This is a genomic window from Nocardia sp. NPDC051750, assembly GCF_044453135.1.
Lineage (GTDB): Bacteria > Actinomycetota > Actinomycetes > Mycobacteriales > Mycobacteriaceae > Nocardia.
In genome coordinates this window covers 737646-751933 of record NZ_JBITCK010000002.1, presented here as the reverse complement: position 1 = coordinate 751933, position 14288 = coordinate 737646, and the positions used below count along the sequence as shown (strand labels likewise).

Sequence of the window (14288 nt, the reverse complement as noted above, 5' to 3'; positions counted from 1 at the left end):
CATTGACACCAACGTCAATGTCAAGGTCGAGGTGAGTGGAATGCAGATCGGCGAGCTGGCCCAGCGCACCGGCACCAGCACTAGAGCCCTGAGGTACTACGAGCGCCAGGGCCTGCTCACGGCCACGCGAGGCGGCAACGGCTACCGCAGCTTCGACGATTCCGCAGTCGACACCGTGCTCCGCATCCGCGCTCTGCTGGCCGCGGGCCTGACCACCGAGGTCATCCGCCGGGTCCTGCCGTGCACCCGCGGCACCGTCCCGCGGCTCGAACCGTGCGCCGAAGCCGTGGCAGTGCTGCAGTCGGAGATAGCCCGAATGGACGCGCTGGCCACGGATCTCGCCCTCTCCCGCCGACTCCTCGCCTCGATCCTTCTCGACTCCGGCGTCCCGATATCCCCGCCACCGCGGGAGTCCTCCACCCGACCCCCTCAGGTCGGATGGAATCTCCTCCCACAGAAGGTTTCTCGGTGACCTACCCCTCCGTGGACTCGCCATGATGATGGGCACCGACAAGCCGCTACCGAGCTACTTTCCCGATTGGCTCGACCGGTTGGGCACACGGCTGCTGAATCCCTGGATGCGTCGGATCGCGCCGTGGCTTCCGGGTTACGCCGTCGTCGAGCACACAGGTCGCCGGACCGGCCGGCCCTACCTGACCCCGGTCGCCGTATTCCGCAAAGGCCGGGTGATGGCGGTGGTGCTCTTACACGGCGAGACCGACTGGGCACGCAATGTCGTCGCCGCGGGAGGCGCGCCGCTGCGCTACCACCGGTCCACGGTCGTCGTGAGTAATCCCCGTGTCCTCCGGCCCAACCAGGCTTCAGCAGACATACCGCGTATCGCGCGGCTCGGGAACCGGCTGGCCGGAGTGCTTGTCTTCGATATCGAATGACCGGCCGCCCGACATAGGCCGTTCGACAGTGGATGGAACCTTGCTCTGCAATCGCCCACGGTGCCCGAACTACTCGGCGGCGCGACTGGTGAAGTCGAAGGATCCACCGTCGATGCCCCAGGAGATGACCCGTTCGGGGCGAATTCGGATGACCGCGCGCTCCTGGGGTGGGAACGGCGGCTCCTCGTCATCGAGCGCCTCGGCCGTGCCGCGGACCTCGATGCCGCGAATCACATAGGGCTCCAGGGAAACCTGCTGGTCGATGACGAACGACACCCGGCTGCCCGCCTCGACATTGCGGTACTTCCGACTGTCACGCATCCGCATGCCCCCGATGTCGATCGTGCCGTCGGCGTTCACCCGGTAGCCGGTCGGGTTGTTCTGCACAACGCCGTCGGGCGACACCGTGGCCAGCCGGCCGATTCCGGCTTCCGCGAGAAACTGCTGTTCGTTGCTGGTGAAGGTCATGTCGGTTACTCCTCGGTGAGGCGGTGAGCATTCTCGGCTTCGGTTTCTAGCACCGCTAGCCATCAGAGCAAAAGTAACATCCGCTCGCTACTTTGTCTAGCGTTGCTAGATTCCAGACGGCTACCACGCGATCGCGCTCGAATCAGCAAGCTGCACATGCTGGATACAGCTGCGTGGTAGGCGCCGGAACAGCCTCCGGACCGGACGCAAACTCTTCCTGGAAGGCTCGCCACGCAACCGTGCCATCGCCATCTGGGGAGCGGTGACCGCGGTCGGCGGGTCGCTGGGGCTGGCGCCCGGCGGACGACTGGTCGACGGACCCGGATGGCGTTGGATCTTCAACATCAACGTGCCTTCGGCATAGCGATGATCCTGATCGGACTGAGTTTCCTACTGGCCGCCAGAACCGAGCAGTCGATGCGGTCCATCGATCTCGTGGGCGCGGTCACCGCACTGCTCGCCTATGCGGTAGCACAGACCGCCACGAACGATCGGTCCTCGCCGCACACGATGTGGCCGTTCGGTGCCGCCGTGGTCCTGCTCGCACACTTCGTGGTGCACGAAACACGGGTCAGCCATGCGCCGCTGATTCCATTCGACCTGGTCCGGTTGCGGAATGTGGTCGGGGCAAACCTGATACAACTGATCGCCGCCGGTCTGATGGTGCGCTCCGCCGCGCGGGGGCGGCGCTCTTCTTCCGCGCCGAGGGGAAGGGCGAATAGGTGAAAAATGCTCGGGCAGCGGCGTTTCGCCAGAATGTCAGGGCGCGGCCTCGAGGTCCCGGATAATGTAACGTGCCGATAGAGACCAAGCCTCGGTGATCCGAATCGGTTGTCGCCGTGCGGTAGCTACTGTGTGGGCCATCGGAGAAGTCCGGGATCGAACAAGTTTGCCGAGAGTGGTGAGGATATCGTTGCCGGACAGGCTGTTCCAGGAGTGGCTGCGACTGATCGACGGGCGGTGTTGTATGGCAACAGCTGTGACGCGGCGACGAAGGACATGCATTTTCGGGACGGCCTGGCCCCTCGGCAGTCGACGGCACAGACCGGTTGTTCAGGCGACCTCGCCGACCTATACCGGAGAAGGAGCGGGAATTGCTGCTGTCGGGGCCACGATCCGATCACCCGCTGTCTCCGGCCTGGAACCTGCTGAGAGAAAGGCAACATGCAGTGGATCTTCGTGACGTCCCGTGCGGACCCGGACGTTTGCCGGTTCTCGGACACGGTTTGACACTATTGCGTGATCCAGTCCGATTCATGGTGAATCTGGCCGACGTCGGGAAAATCGCGCGTGTCGAAATCGGGAATCGCGTTGTCTATGTGATCACCGATTTCGAACTACTCCACCGTGTGCTGGTGGAGAACTCCGACGCCTACGAGCGAGGACTCCTCTTCGAACGCATTCGTCTCATATTCGGGGAATCGCTGATCGTCGCGGACGGTGAGCAGCACAGGGATCTTCGTCGTCTGCTGCAACCAGCGTTCCATCGGACAGAGCTGGAAAGCTACGCGCACCTCATCAAGCGTAACGCGGACGCATTGGCGACTTCGTGGCGGCCGGGCCAGATTATCGAGGCCCGTTCCGCATTGTTGGGGCTGGTGATCGCCAACCTGCTCGGGACCATGTTCTCGCACGAACCCGACACCGAGGAGCTGCAGTTCATCTCGGGTCTGATCGCGGATATAGGCGGCGGTGCCATAGTAGGAAGTGTGCTGCCCAAGAAGCTGGCGAATTTGCCGTTACCGGTGAACCGCAGATTCCTGGCGGCTGGAACGCGACTGCGGGACTACTGCCAGGAGTTGCTCGTCGCGCGCCGAGTGAGCGGTGACCGCCGGAACGACCTGATCGACATCCTGCTGAACTCGCCGGAGGCCGAACAACGTAGCGACAAGTTCCTGGCAGATCAAGCCGTGACCGTTCTCTTCGGCGGGATCGACGCCTCAACCGCCACGCTGACCTGGGCTTTGTACGAGTTGACCCGACATCCGGAGGTGGCTTCCGAACTGCAGCAAGAGATCTCTGCCGCAGGAGAACTCGGCCCCCGAAGCCTCGACCAACTCGACTATCTGAACCGGTTCCTGAACGAGGTCACGCGGATCCATTCGCCACTGCTGCAGACCAGACGCAGCGTCACCTCGGTCGAACTCGACGGTTTCACATTTCCCGCCGGAACCGATATCGGCTACAGCATTGCCGCGATTCACCGAAATCCGCACATTTTCGCCGAGCCGAACGTTTTCGACCCCGATCGGTGGCCGGCCTCGGGCTCTGGGTCGAAATGCCGCAGCTTCGTTCCGTTCAGCATGGGCAATCAGATGTGCATGGGCAACAACTATGCCTGGATGGCACTGCAAACGACGCTCCACAGCCTGTTGTCGAAGTGGGAGTTCCAGGCGGCCACAACCAAGAAGCTCCCGCGAGCGATGGGTCCGATCCCTGGGGTGAGAAGGCTCCCGCTCGAAGTCCGTCCGGTCTCCGGGTAATCGCGCGGCGGAGAGCCGCGACGACCCCTCGGCGGAGGTCCGTACGTCGGAGCCATCGGCAGGCTCGTTCCGCACCACGCTACGCGATCCTCGGCTGAACAACCGAGGCCGTGGCCAGCGGGCTTCTGGAGGCTCAGTTCAGGTTGTGCCCGATTCGGCGGGCGTCGCCCGGCGATATCCGGACATCCGGCGAATGAGAATCGGTAGGACCGCCGCGGTGACGAAGAGGGTGACAGCGACGAGGACGAAGTAGAGCAGAGATCCGGTGCGGCCGAAACGAGGGAGGAAGGCGACTTCCTGGCCGGTGGCAGCGACGGCATTGAGGAACGGGGCGTAGGCCTGCAAGGTGTACCCATGAGGTAGCAGATTGATGGAGTTTTCGGCCACATAAACCCAGAACAGGAGGACGGCGACGGCGGCGGACGGAGAGCGGATCAACGACCCGACCGCGACTCCCATACCGCACGCGGCGAACGCGTAGCTCGGGACGGTCCAGAGGAACCGGATACCGGCGGAGTCGGTGATATCCACAGCCCCATAGATTTGGGGGAACTGGTGTGGCAGCGTGACCATGACGACGACGAGCAGAAAAACTGTCGATATCGCCGTGATGGCGCCGTAGTAGATCCACCGAGCCAACGCGGCCGTCCAGGACCGGGGAAACAGGAAGGCGTTGAGATCGCTTGTCTGGCCGCGCCATTGGGTGGCATGGGCGTAGGCGGTGGTGACCATCATGACCGACACGGACAACGTGATCACCCAGTACACGGAGTTGGTGGTGGAGACCGTGGCCACGTAACTCTGTCCGGGGAGGTCAGCGAGTCGTTCTGCGACGGCCGCGATTGCGAAGGTGACGACCAGCGGCAGCGCAAAGGTGAGGGGGACCGCGGCGGTCCACAGGAAGCTACGTCCGGTGGTGCGGGTCCATTCGGCGGCGACGCCGCGGCGGATCAGGGTCGCCGGACCGGGGCCGTTCACGAGGCCACGCCGGACGTTACGTCGGTAGGCAGGCCGGCGATTCGCAGGTAGGCGTCTTCCAGGCTGGTCTCGCCAGGCCCCAGGTTGTCCATGACGTGGGTGAACGGTTGGTCGGCCAGAATGCGGCGGTCTCCGAGGATGACGATATGGTCGGCGTTGCGTTCGACCTCATCGAGTAGGTGCGTAGCGACCAGGACACAGGTCCCGGCATCGGCGAGCCGGCGCAGCAGTTCACGTATCCAGCGGATGCCCGCGATATCGAGGCCGTTGAGAGGTTCGTCGAGCAGCAGGGTTCGCGGTTCCGACAGCAACGCGGCGGCGATGCCGACACGTTGGAGCATGCCGAGCGAATAGTGCCCCAGCCGGCGATCGGCGACCCGGACGAGGTCGACGATCTCGAGGACTTCGCCGACCCGGCCGACGGGTAGTCCACGGGCGCGGGCAATCCAGCGTAGATGCCGGCGGGCGGTGTGACGTGGGTCGAAAGCTCGGTAGTTGAGATGCATTCCGAGAGTTGCCGGTGGGGTGTGATGGGCTCGGACACGGATGCCGTCGACCCGGACCGTGCCGGCGGCAGGCGCGATGACGCCACAGATACACCGCAGCAGCGTGGTCTTGCCGGTGCCGTTGAGACCGATCAGGTAGGTGAGCGCCCCATCGGCCACGGTCAGTTCGGGGACGTCGAGTACGGTGACGCCTGGATAGCTCAGGGTGAGGTCACGGATGTCGATCACGGTGCTCGCAGCCGGTCAGAAATCGCAGGCCATCGCCAGCCCCACGGCCTTGACACCCTCACACACGGAGCTGTTGGACAGCTTCCAGACACCATCGATACGCTTCCAGACCACGCGCGCAACCAGGTCCGGCTGTCCCGCTGACTTGCTGCGCAGCATAGCGGTGTGCACGTTGCCGTCGTGGGTTTCGGGACCGGTGATCTCATTCGACCCGCGCGGAGCTCGGTACCAGCCGATGTTGTAGAGGGTGCGTGCAACCACGACCGCCCTCATGCCGCCTTCCATATTGGCGGCCTTGGCCTCGTCGGAGGCAGGTGTTTCGATCAGGAACGCGACCTGGGCATCGAGGTCGGCGAGGGTGGGGACCTCTCGGGTGATGAGGAACTCGCCGGGTGCGGCGGAAGCGACAGGGGCGCTGCCAACCGAGGCTCCGGTCAAGACCGCGGCGACCGTTGCGATGGTCGACACCACACCAGCGACACTTTTGCGGATCTTCATCTTTTTCATCCTCTGATCAACCAGGACAGTAGCTGATGCACGCTCGAATATGCAGGCGGCCAACAAAGTAGCGTGTTCGAGACTACTCCTGTTCATTCGGATACTCAGGGTTTGCGGCCGATCGCACCGAGCATGACCATCCGAGTGTCCGGCAAGCCGGGGCGGAGCCACTGCTGTACCGGCACTACACCGGGTTCGAGCAGCTCGAAGCCGGCCAAGAATGCCTCCGTCTGTGCGGTGGACCGAAAGTCGACCTGGGCCGAAGTTTCTTTTGTGCCGGCGAGCACCTCGAGTATCTCCGGGGCGGAATCAACGGAGCCATGAGTGATCGCCAGGTAACTGCCCGGTGCCAACTGATCGCGGAAGGCGGCGATGATCTCGGCGGGGTTTTCGTCGTCCATCACGTAATGCAGCACACCGATGAGCGTGATAGCCACTGGCTCGTCGAAATTGATCAGGGTCTGGCTCTTCAGCTGATCGAGGATGTCGTGCGGACGACGCACGTCGCCCAGCAGTGCTGTGACGCCGGACGGTCCGGCCAGCAGCGCGTCGCAGTGGGCGTGCACGACCGGGTCGTAGTCGACATACACCACCGCCGCTGACGGCTCGGTCTCCCGAGCCACCTCATGCACGCTGGGCGAATTCGGGATACCCGAGCCGAGATCGAGGAATTGACGGATCCCGGCTTCCGCGGCCATCTCGACCGCTTTGAGCGCGAAACTCCGGCTGAACCAGGCCAACGTCTTGATCTCGGGTGCCTGAGAGAGCATTTGATCAGCCAGATCGCGGTCGATCAAACGATTGTCCTTGCCACCCAGCAGATAGTCGTACACCCGGGCCGAGTTCAGTTGACCAGGGTTGAACGGTTGCGGCGTTCGGTTGCCTTCCGACGCAGGCCCTTCAGTTCCTTCGACCACGGCGTAACGATAGTCGATCGGTGCCTCGAATGGGTGCTCCACCAGCAATCTGTCCGCCGGACGGGTGGAAGTCGGCGTTGCCCGATAAGCCGCTACCCCGTCCGGCCCGCCTATCCGAGACAGCCGCGAACCAGCTCCGACACAACACCAACCACCATTCCACGACAGGTCTGCCAGCAATTACTCCCCACTGCCGGCGCTGGTCGGGCTCGGATCTGTGTCAGCCAAGGCAACTGCGTGTGCTACCGCGGACCGCGCCCGGTCGACGGTCGGATAGCGACCCAGACCGCATGGGGCCGCGACGTCCAACAGGCCGCCGTAGGCGGCCTCCGCCGCCGCCAGCCCCTGTCGTGCTCGGGCGAGCGGCTGTGTCGGATGCGCCAGCCCGGCGATAACACGTGTAGTGGCAGGCAATTCGAGGCGGGCCAGGGGCGCGTAATACCGCGGCCGAACCGGCGCCTCTCTGCCGTCACCGATGGGGAGATGGACGAAATCGAGATGCCTCCCCGTGGGCCAGTATCGCGCTATCGCGTTGGCCAGCGCGACGACCGGGGCTGTCGATCTCGGCGCAACGGCCGGCTTGCCGTCGAGGCTCCCGTAGCACAAGTGCACACCGAAGCGGGAATCACGAGGTGCCTGCGCGACGAGGCGTGCGATCGCTCGACCCGCCACTGCGGCCGGGCCTTGCCGCAGGCCCGGCGGTGTCGCTGCGCACAGGAGCGTCTCCGCCGGCAGTTCGAGTTGGAATACAGCGTTGTCTCGCAACGCCTGATGGATACGGCCGATCTCCCTGACGGTGGCATCGGCAACCGGGTGGTAATAGGGGAACCTTGAGTCACGGTGGCCGGTCGAGTCTCGACGCCACCTGAGCATCCGCGCCTCGAAGGCGATGAAGCCGATGACAAAGGGCGTCGGTATACCTACCTGCAAACGCAGCCCGGGATGGGTTCGGCGCATATCGGCCAACGCGTCCATCGCACGACCGGCCTCCTCCGCATAGCCCAGCGCGGCATCGATATCGGCTTCGCGCAGCGAACGGCCGGCCCGAAGCCGAAAGGTGTCGCGGGAACGCAGCGTCGACCAATCACCACGGCGCACAGGCGCCAGCACCGGCAACTTGCCGAGCCGGTCGATAATGGGTCTGACATACCACTGGGCGCGATATGGATCCGCTTCACCACCCGGAACCATGCCGTCCAGGAATTCACCGGCGGTATCGACGGCGAACGCCATTGCCTTCTCGGGACTGTCCAACTGCGTGGGCAAGCTGCCCACGAAGTGAATCCTACGCTGGGACTGCACAGCGTCAGTCTCCCATATCGACCGTCCCCGAGACGTGCGCATTCCCCACGGTTCCGGCCCCGGAGCCGGTCGGCCGGTCGGCCCGTTCCGCCACACTCCGGCCCGCTACCACGAGAGTGCGCCTACCCTCGGAGCAAGTTCTACGACAGGAGCCTCCCGATGGCGGAGCGACGTTATCTCCATCTGAACCTGGTGGCCAACGACCTCAACCTGCACCAGGGCGCCTACAAATACGAACAAGCCCACGGCGTTCCCGAGCGCAGCACATTCGAGCGTCTGCTCGAATACGGAAAATTCGGCGACGAGGGCCTGTTCACCGCCCTGTTCGTCGGCGACATTCCCGGCATGCAGGGCTCTCCGGCCTTCGACGGTGGACCGGCGGAGCCCATCACCGCACTGACCGCGATCTCACAGCACACCCGGCATGTCGGCCTGATCGCGACCGCGTCGACCACGTTCTACGACCCCTACAACCTGGCCCGGCTGCTCGCCTCGCTCGACCAGGTCTCCGACGGCCGCGCCGGATACAACGCGGTCACCTCGGTGATCGATCGCTTCGCCCAGAACTACAGCCTGCAGGAACACCTCTCACGCGAAGCGCGCTATCACCGCGCCGACGAGTTCCTCCAGGTCCTGCGAGCATTGTGGGACAACCGATCCCTGCGGCGCGATCCCGAGGGCCGCACCCGCTTCCATGCCGAACCGATCAACCACCAGGGCCCCCTGTTCGAGGTCTCCGGCCCACTCAACATCGCGCCCAGCCGGCAGCAGCGCCCGCTCATCGCGCAAGCCGGCGGCTCGGGGCCCGGCATCAAGGTCGCCGCCAAACACGCCGAGATGGTGTTCACCAACTCCTCCACCCGCGCGAGCGCCGCCGCCTACCGCCAAACGCTCGACAAGGCCCTCATCGAAGAAGGCCGGCCGCCTGGCACCGTCCCTGCCATACCCGGACTCATCCCCTACCTCGGCCGCACTACCGAAGAGGCCGAGGAGAAACTGCGGGAACTCGACAGCTACGTCGACTGGGCACCCCTCGCACCGGCCGCACTGGGACAGTTCGGCATCGAAGTACCACTCGGCGATATCGACGACCCATTCCCCACCCACCTGCTACCGCGCCCGGAAGACGTCGAGCAGACCATCAAGAGCACTTTCGGCAACTACGTCGGCCTCTACAACTGGGCCCAGGAACACCCGGGCATCACCGTGCGCGATGTCGTCGCCCAAGCGGTCGGCCGAGGCGGCGCGACCCACCGCAAATTCATAGGCACCTACGACGACCTCGTCGACGATTTCGCCACCTGGCACGAAGACGGCAACGTCGGCGGTTTCAACCTGATGTTCTCCACAGGATCGACAGCCATCCGAGAATTCATCGACGAGGTCGTCCCCCGCCTCATCGACTGCGGCATCTACCCCAGCACCCCCACCGACCTCCCCCTACGCCAACGGTTCTGAACCCGTTACCCTTTCCGTGGTCTCGGAACCAGGCGTTCGTGGGGAAGGCGGGCCGGCCAGGCGTCGTAGCGTGTCTGTGGCCGGACCCATCCGCAGGAATCCCGGGCAGCACCGGGCGACAAATGTCAGACTCGGCGAGTGCCTACATCGACCGGAGTAACCGTCGTCGCGCACCGAGGACTCGCGCCCGGCCTCCCGGAGAACACACTGGCAGCCTTCCACGGCGCGATCGCACTCGACGTCGACGCAATCGAGATCGACCTCCGAGTCACTGCCGACGGGCACCTCGTCGTGATGCACGACGACACGGTGGATCGCACCACCAACGGCCACGGCCGAGTCGCCGACCTGACATTGCCCGAGATCAAGGCGCTCGACGCGGGCTCGCTCGCCGGTTCGGCCTTCAGCGCAGAACGGGTACCGACCTACCGTGAAGTACTCGAGGTGCTGCAGGGACATCGGATGCAGCTGCTGCTCGACATCAAAGACTGTCCCCCCGAAGCCAAGCAGGAAATCATCGAGCTGACCGATCATTTCGATGCCGCGGACACAGTGATCCTCGGTCCGCGCACGGTCAACGACCTGCACGAATTCCAGCGGTTCGATTCGCGCCTGCGCACCTTGGCGCTCGTGCCAGGACGAATCGATCTCCCGCCGGTCCCATCGGATATCGCGGCGTTCATCGACGCCGGGGTAAACCTCGTCCGTCTCTGGCCGGCCTGGCTGCTGACCGACCACAACACCGGCACTCAGCTCGTCGAAAGCATTATCGCGCGCGGAGTGCCGGTATGGACCTGCGCAGACACTCTCTACGGCGATATCAGCGCAGACACCCCCGAACACGATCTTCGGCGACTCGTCGACATCGGCGTGACAGGCATACTCACCAACCTGCCAGAACTGCTACTGGACATCCTGCGCTGATTTCGAACCTCCATGAAGGTTCGAAATCAGAGCTCTTCGTGGCCGGCCTGCTCTTCTCGCCTGTCGGGGGTCTGGTGGGCTTCCGGTACCGGCCACGCCAGCGCCCATACCAGCACCACCGACGGTAGACCGATCGCAACGACATACCCCAGCACGATCACTGCCCATCCCTCACCAGTGACCATCGCGCGAAGGACAAGCGGGGCAGTACCGTCTCCACATCGGCGATGTCCATAATCCGGTTCAGTTCGATCGGTCCGAGATGGTGTGGACCGGGCAGGACCACCGCGTCCACGTCGGCAGCGCGGACCTGATCGAACAGCGGAAGCACCGAAGATAGGTCGGGCCAGATCACCTCGTAACCGAGATGACGCGCCAACCGCTGGACCCGCTCTCGGTCCCAGGCCAAATACGTACTGACATCCAGATCCACATATCCGAGTGCGGTCGGCCGGTAGCGCATCGGGTGTCCCCTGTCCCTGTGTCGAATTGGCACGCACCCGCCGCCGGGGCAATCCGGGTCGACCCGGCGGCAGGGCTACGTCCACCTTGGCTGTCCCGCCTCTCGCGATACGACGACCGAGAAGGCGTCAATCCGTACATATTCAAGGCGACATTAAGGCGTCCAACGTCTACTCTTCGTGTATGGCTACGACACCGAACACAGCCCTGCGTGCGGCCCGCAACGCCCGGCTGATGAGCCAAGACGATCTCGCACGGGCACTGCGTGAGGCTGGATGCGTAAGCGCCACAAAGCGACTCGTCCAGCGCTGGGAAGCGGGTCGAACCCTCAATCCGCGACCCTCGCATGCCCGCGCGCTGGAAAAAGTCATGGGCCTGCCGATCGAGACACTCGGGTTCGGTGCGGTTATGGCCGGTCGCAGCCTATCCGGACCGGACGGTAGCCAAGACGTGGAATCCACCATCAGCGATATCGACCGGGAGCAGCGCACAATGCCGGGCGGCGCAACCCATTCCCGGCTCCCGGGCTCGTACTCCGGCGTGTGGCTGTCGCGGTACGAGTACTACTCCAGCGGCCGGGACGCGACGTTCACGGCCGCCCACTACGTCGTGATCCTGCAACACGACGATCGGTTGACGGTTCGCAGCCTGCCCGGATCATCCCCGTCATCCTTGGAGATGGACCTGACCGTGGACGGCCACGTGACGACCGGGACATGGAGCGAACGCACCGCTCCGGGCGGCTACTACCGCGGCGCCCGCTACCACGGTTCGATCCAACTGCTGATCGAGCTGACCGGTACCCGGATGGCCGGGAAATGGGTCGGGTTCGGGAAGAATTTCGAAGTGAACACCGGACCGTGGGAATTGGTCTTGCAGAACCCTTCGACCTCGAAAGCAACGATCGACGCCTACAACAAGCAACCCGAACTGGATACCTGAGCCTGGTCTGCGGCATGCGACCTCGATCAGTGTCGGCCTTCGCATACGACGGTCGGCGTAGCCGGCTCACCGACCGTCTACGACTGTTTTCGTACTCGCAGCAGCCGTTCGGCAGAAGCGCATCGTCCCTCGACAGCGCGAAGGTTATTGCGTTCGACGCTGATTCGAGAGGACGAACGACGTGAAGATCCGACCCATAACAATCGTGCCGGCCGCCGCGCTGAGTCTCGGCGCGTGCACGACGGCATCCTCTGCCAAGACCGAGTCCGCCGATGGGTTGGACACCGAGCGCCTGCGCGCCGGACTGACTGCGATCGAACATGCCGGGGTACCAGGCGTTTTCGCAGAGGTGCGCGCGGGCGATCAGGTGTGGAGCCACGCGTCCGGGGTCGCCGACCTGACCTCCGGGCGGCCGGTCACACCGGATATGCGGCACCGCATCGGCAGCGTCACCAAGACCTTCACCGCGGTCGCGGTCATGCAGCAGGTCGAGCAGGGCCGGATCGATCTCGACGCGCCGATCGGCGAGTATCTGCCGCATCTGGTACCGGGCGAGCGCGGCCGGAAGATCACGGTGCGAATGCTGATCAACCACACCAGCGGCTTGCCCGACTATCTGCCATACGCGTTTCCGTCGCTCGCGGGGCTGTTCACCGGCGGCGAGGTCTCGGCGCAAAGCCTGGACGACAACCGGTTCCGGAAGTTCGAACCGGCGGAGTTGATCGCCCTGGGCGTGAACGCGCCCGCCGGCGAGCCGGGCACGCTACCGGGCGTGTATTCCAATACCAATTACCGCATTCTGGGCGAACTGGTGCGGCACACGACCGGTACGCCGTTCGAGCAGTACGTCACCGAACAGGTGATCGCGCGGGCGGGACTCGAGCACACCCACTTCCCGGACCGGCCGGAACTCGAGGGGCCCCATTCGCGGATGTACGAGGCGCTGTACGGCTTCATCGATCCGCCGCGTGACTACAGCACCTACGACAATTCCTGGCTCGGCCCCGGCGCCGGCCTGGTCTCGACCATGGCCGACGTGAACACCTTCTACCGCAAGCTGTTCGCCGGTGCGATCGTCGACCGGGCGACACTGGAGCAGATGCGGCAGACGGTTCCGGTGATCGCGCTGGACGGGCAGCCGATCGAGTACGGCCTCGGCTTGCACAAGGTGCAATTGCCGGGCTGCGACACGCTCTGGGGCCACGACGGTTCGGTTTTCGGAGCCTCGACGATGTCGCTGCACTCGGCCGACGGCCGGCGCCAGATGTCGGTCGCGGTGAACCTGGCGCGCCCGAACGGGCCGGACGCCACCGGGCGACCGCAGCCGCACCCGATCGACGACGCACTCGCGGCGTTCTACCGGACCGCGATGTGCCCGGCGCAGTAGCCACCCGCCGTCTGCTGCGTGATCCGCTATGCGCCGTATCCGCCGTCGATCCTCAACACTGCGCCGGTGACATAGGAAGCCTGCGGACTGGCGAGGAAGACAACGCCTGCGGCGATCTCCTCCGGCTTGCCGTACCGCCCCATCGCCGTTGTCGGCAGGAACATGGCTGCGGCCGGGCTGTCGGCGGGATTCATGTCGGTGTCGACGAACCCGGACTGAATGACGTTGACCGTGATCCCCCGGTGGGCCAGATCGCGTGCTGCGCCCCGGCTGTAGCCCTCCAGGGCCGACTTGGTGCCCGCGTAGTCGGTCATCCCGGGAAATCCCACCCGCGTTCCCACACCCGAGCTGATACTCACGATCCGCCCGCCGTCGGGCAACAGCGGGAACGCCGCCCGGATCGCGGCCACCACACTGGTGTAGTTGATGGCGAGCTGGCGCTCCAAGGCGGACTCGTCGACAAGATCGCTGTCGATCGGGCCGGCGGCCGTGACGCCGGCATTGTTGACCAGAATGTCCAGCTTTCCGAAATGCTGAACCACGCTCTGAATCAGGCCCGCCGCCTGCGCCGCATCCGCCTGGTCGGCCCGGAAAGCCGCCGCGCGCACTCCCTTTGCCTCCAGCTCGGCGACCACGGCCTCGGCCTGTTCCGCCGAGGACGAGTAGCTGATCGCAACATCGGCCCCTTCGTCGGCCAGCGCCAGCGCCGACGCCGCCCCTATCCCCCGCGATCCGCCGGTCACGATCGCGACCTTGTTGTCCAGCTTTCCCATGTGCTTCCCACTTCCCTAGATTCAACCGGAATTCTTGACCGTGCAGTCCACAATAAGGATGGTGGACCG

17 protein-coding genes are annotated in these 14288 nt (G+C 64.7%); 8 read left to right on the top strand and 9 right to left on the bottom strand.

Annotated features, from left to right (window positions below):
* Positions 1–40: 40 nt before the first annotated feature.
* Positions 41–472 (top strand): MerR family transcriptional regulator, encoded by a 432-nt coding sequence (locus ACIA75_RS10860; RefSeq protein WP_397102386.1) that lies wholly within the window; start codon positions 41–43, stop codon positions 470–472.
* 22 nt (positions 473–494) lie between these two features.
* Positions 495–893: a nitroreductase family deazaflavin-dependent oxidoreductase gene (locus ACIA75_RS10855; RefSeq protein WP_397102384.1), complete on the top strand. Its 399-nt coding sequence runs from the start codon at positions 495–497 to the stop codon at positions 891–893.
* A gap of 69 nt (positions 894–962) precedes the next feature.
* On the opposite strand, the gene ACIA75_RS10850 is transcribed toward ACIA75_RS10855, so the two are convergent.
* The gene (locus ACIA75_RS10850) at positions 963–1361 is read right to left on the bottom strand and encodes a PPOX class F420-dependent oxidoreductase (RefSeq protein ID WP_397102382.1); all 399 of its coding nucleotides are present in this window, start codon (positions 1359–1361) and stop codon (positions 963–965) included.
* Between the two features lie 324 nt (positions 1362–1685).
* Between ACIA75_RS10850 and ACIA75_RS10845 the strand changes: the two genes are divergently transcribed.
* The gene (locus ACIA75_RS10845) at positions 1686–2087 is read left to right on the top strand and encodes a hypothetical protein (protein WP_397102380.1); all 402 of its coding nucleotides are present in this window, start codon (positions 1686–1688) and stop codon (positions 2085–2087) included.
* A gap of 443 nt (positions 2088–2530) precedes the next feature.
* Positions 2531–3844, top strand: coding sequence for a cytochrome P450 (locus ACIA75_RS10840; protein ID WP_397102377.1), 1314 nt, complete (start codon positions 2531–2533; stop codon positions 3842–3844).
* A 138-nt stretch (positions 3845–3982) separates the two neighbouring features.
* Here ACIA75_RS10840 and ACIA75_RS10835 read toward each other — a convergent pair whose 3' ends face one another.
* From ACIA75_RS10835 to ACIA75_RS10815, 5 genes are all read right to left on the bottom strand, one after another.
* Positions 3983–4822 carry an ABC transporter permease gene (locus ACIA75_RS10835; protein WP_397102375.1) on the bottom strand — a complete coding sequence of 280 codons (840 nt, stop codon included), beginning with the start codon at positions 4820–4822 and terminating at the stop codon, positions 3983–3985.
* On the bottom strand, positions 4819–5556 hold the full coding sequence (locus ACIA75_RS10830; RefSeq protein WP_397102373.1) for an ABC transporter ATP-binding protein: 738 nt from the start codon (positions 5554–5556) through the stop codon (positions 4819–4821). The genes ACIA75_RS10835 and ACIA75_RS10830 overlap by 4 nt, the downstream gene beginning before the upstream one ends.
* Before the next feature lie 15 nt (positions 5557–5571).
* The gene (locus tag ACIA75_RS10825; protein WP_397102370.1) at positions 5572–6054 is read right to left on the bottom strand and encodes a hypothetical protein; all 483 of its coding nucleotides are present in this window, start codon (positions 6052–6054) and stop codon (positions 5572–5574) included.
* Positions 6055–6158: 104 nt separating this feature from the next.
* A complete protein-coding gene (locus tag ACIA75_RS10820) occupies positions 6159–7013 on the bottom strand; it encodes an SAM-dependent methyltransferase (protein WP_397102368.1) in 855 nt (284 codons plus the stop codon).
* A 138-nt stretch (positions 7014–7151) separates the two neighbouring features.
* Positions 7152–8246: a hypothetical protein gene (locus tag ACIA75_RS10815; protein ID WP_397102366.1), complete on the bottom strand. Its 1095-nt coding sequence runs from the start codon at positions 8244–8246 to the stop codon at positions 7152–7154.
* 186 nt (positions 8247–8432) lie between these two features.
* On the opposite strand from ACIA75_RS10815, the gene ACIA75_RS10810 reads away from it, so the two are divergent.
* Both ACIA75_RS10810 and ACIA75_RS10805 read left to right on the top strand, forming a co-directional pair.
* Positions 8433–9731, top strand: coding sequence for an NtaA/DmoA family FMN-dependent monooxygenase (locus tag ACIA75_RS10810; protein ID WP_397102364.1), 1299 nt, complete (start codon positions 8433–8435; stop codon positions 9729–9731).
* A 138-nt stretch (positions 9732–9869) separates the two neighbouring features.
* Positions 9870–10655, top strand: a complete 786-nt coding sequence (locus tag ACIA75_RS10805) for a glycerophosphodiester phosphodiesterase (protein ID WP_397102362.1) — start codon at positions 9870–9872, stop codon at positions 10653–10655.
* Between the two features lie 26 nt (positions 10656–10681).
* Here ACIA75_RS10805 and ACIA75_RS10800 read toward each other — a convergent pair whose 3' ends face one another.
* Entirely contained in the window at positions 10682–10816 is a 135-nt protein-coding gene (locus ACIA75_RS10800; protein WP_397102360.1) for a hypothetical protein, read from the bottom strand.
* Positions 10813–11118, bottom strand: coding sequence for a hypothetical protein (locus ACIA75_RS10795; RefSeq protein ID WP_397102358.1), 306 nt, complete (start codon positions 11116–11118; stop codon positions 10813–10815). The genes ACIA75_RS10800 and ACIA75_RS10795 overlap by 4 nt, the downstream gene beginning before the upstream one ends.
* A 182-nt stretch (positions 11119–11300) precedes the next feature.
* Between ACIA75_RS10795 and ACIA75_RS10790 the strand changes: the two genes are divergently transcribed.
* Positions 11301–12059 (top strand): helix-turn-helix transcriptional regulator, encoded by a 759-nt coding sequence (locus ACIA75_RS10790; RefSeq protein WP_397102356.1) that lies wholly within the window; start codon positions 11301–11303, stop codon positions 12057–12059.
* A 181-nt stretch (positions 12060–12240) separates the two neighbouring features.
* Positions 12241–13446 carry a serine hydrolase domain-containing protein gene (locus tag ACIA75_RS10785; RefSeq protein WP_397102354.1) on the top strand — a complete coding sequence of 402 codons (1206 nt, stop codon included), beginning with the start codon at positions 12241–12243 and terminating at the stop codon, positions 13444–13446.
* A gap of 26 nt (positions 13447–13472) precedes the next feature.
* On the opposite strand, the gene ACIA75_RS10780 is transcribed toward ACIA75_RS10785, so the two are convergent.
* Positions 13473–14219: an SDR family NAD(P)-dependent oxidoreductase gene (locus tag ACIA75_RS10780; RefSeq protein WP_397102352.1), complete on the bottom strand. Its 747-nt coding sequence runs from the start codon at positions 14217–14219 to the stop codon at positions 13473–13475.
* Between the last annotated feature and the right edge of the window lie 69 nt (positions 14220–14288).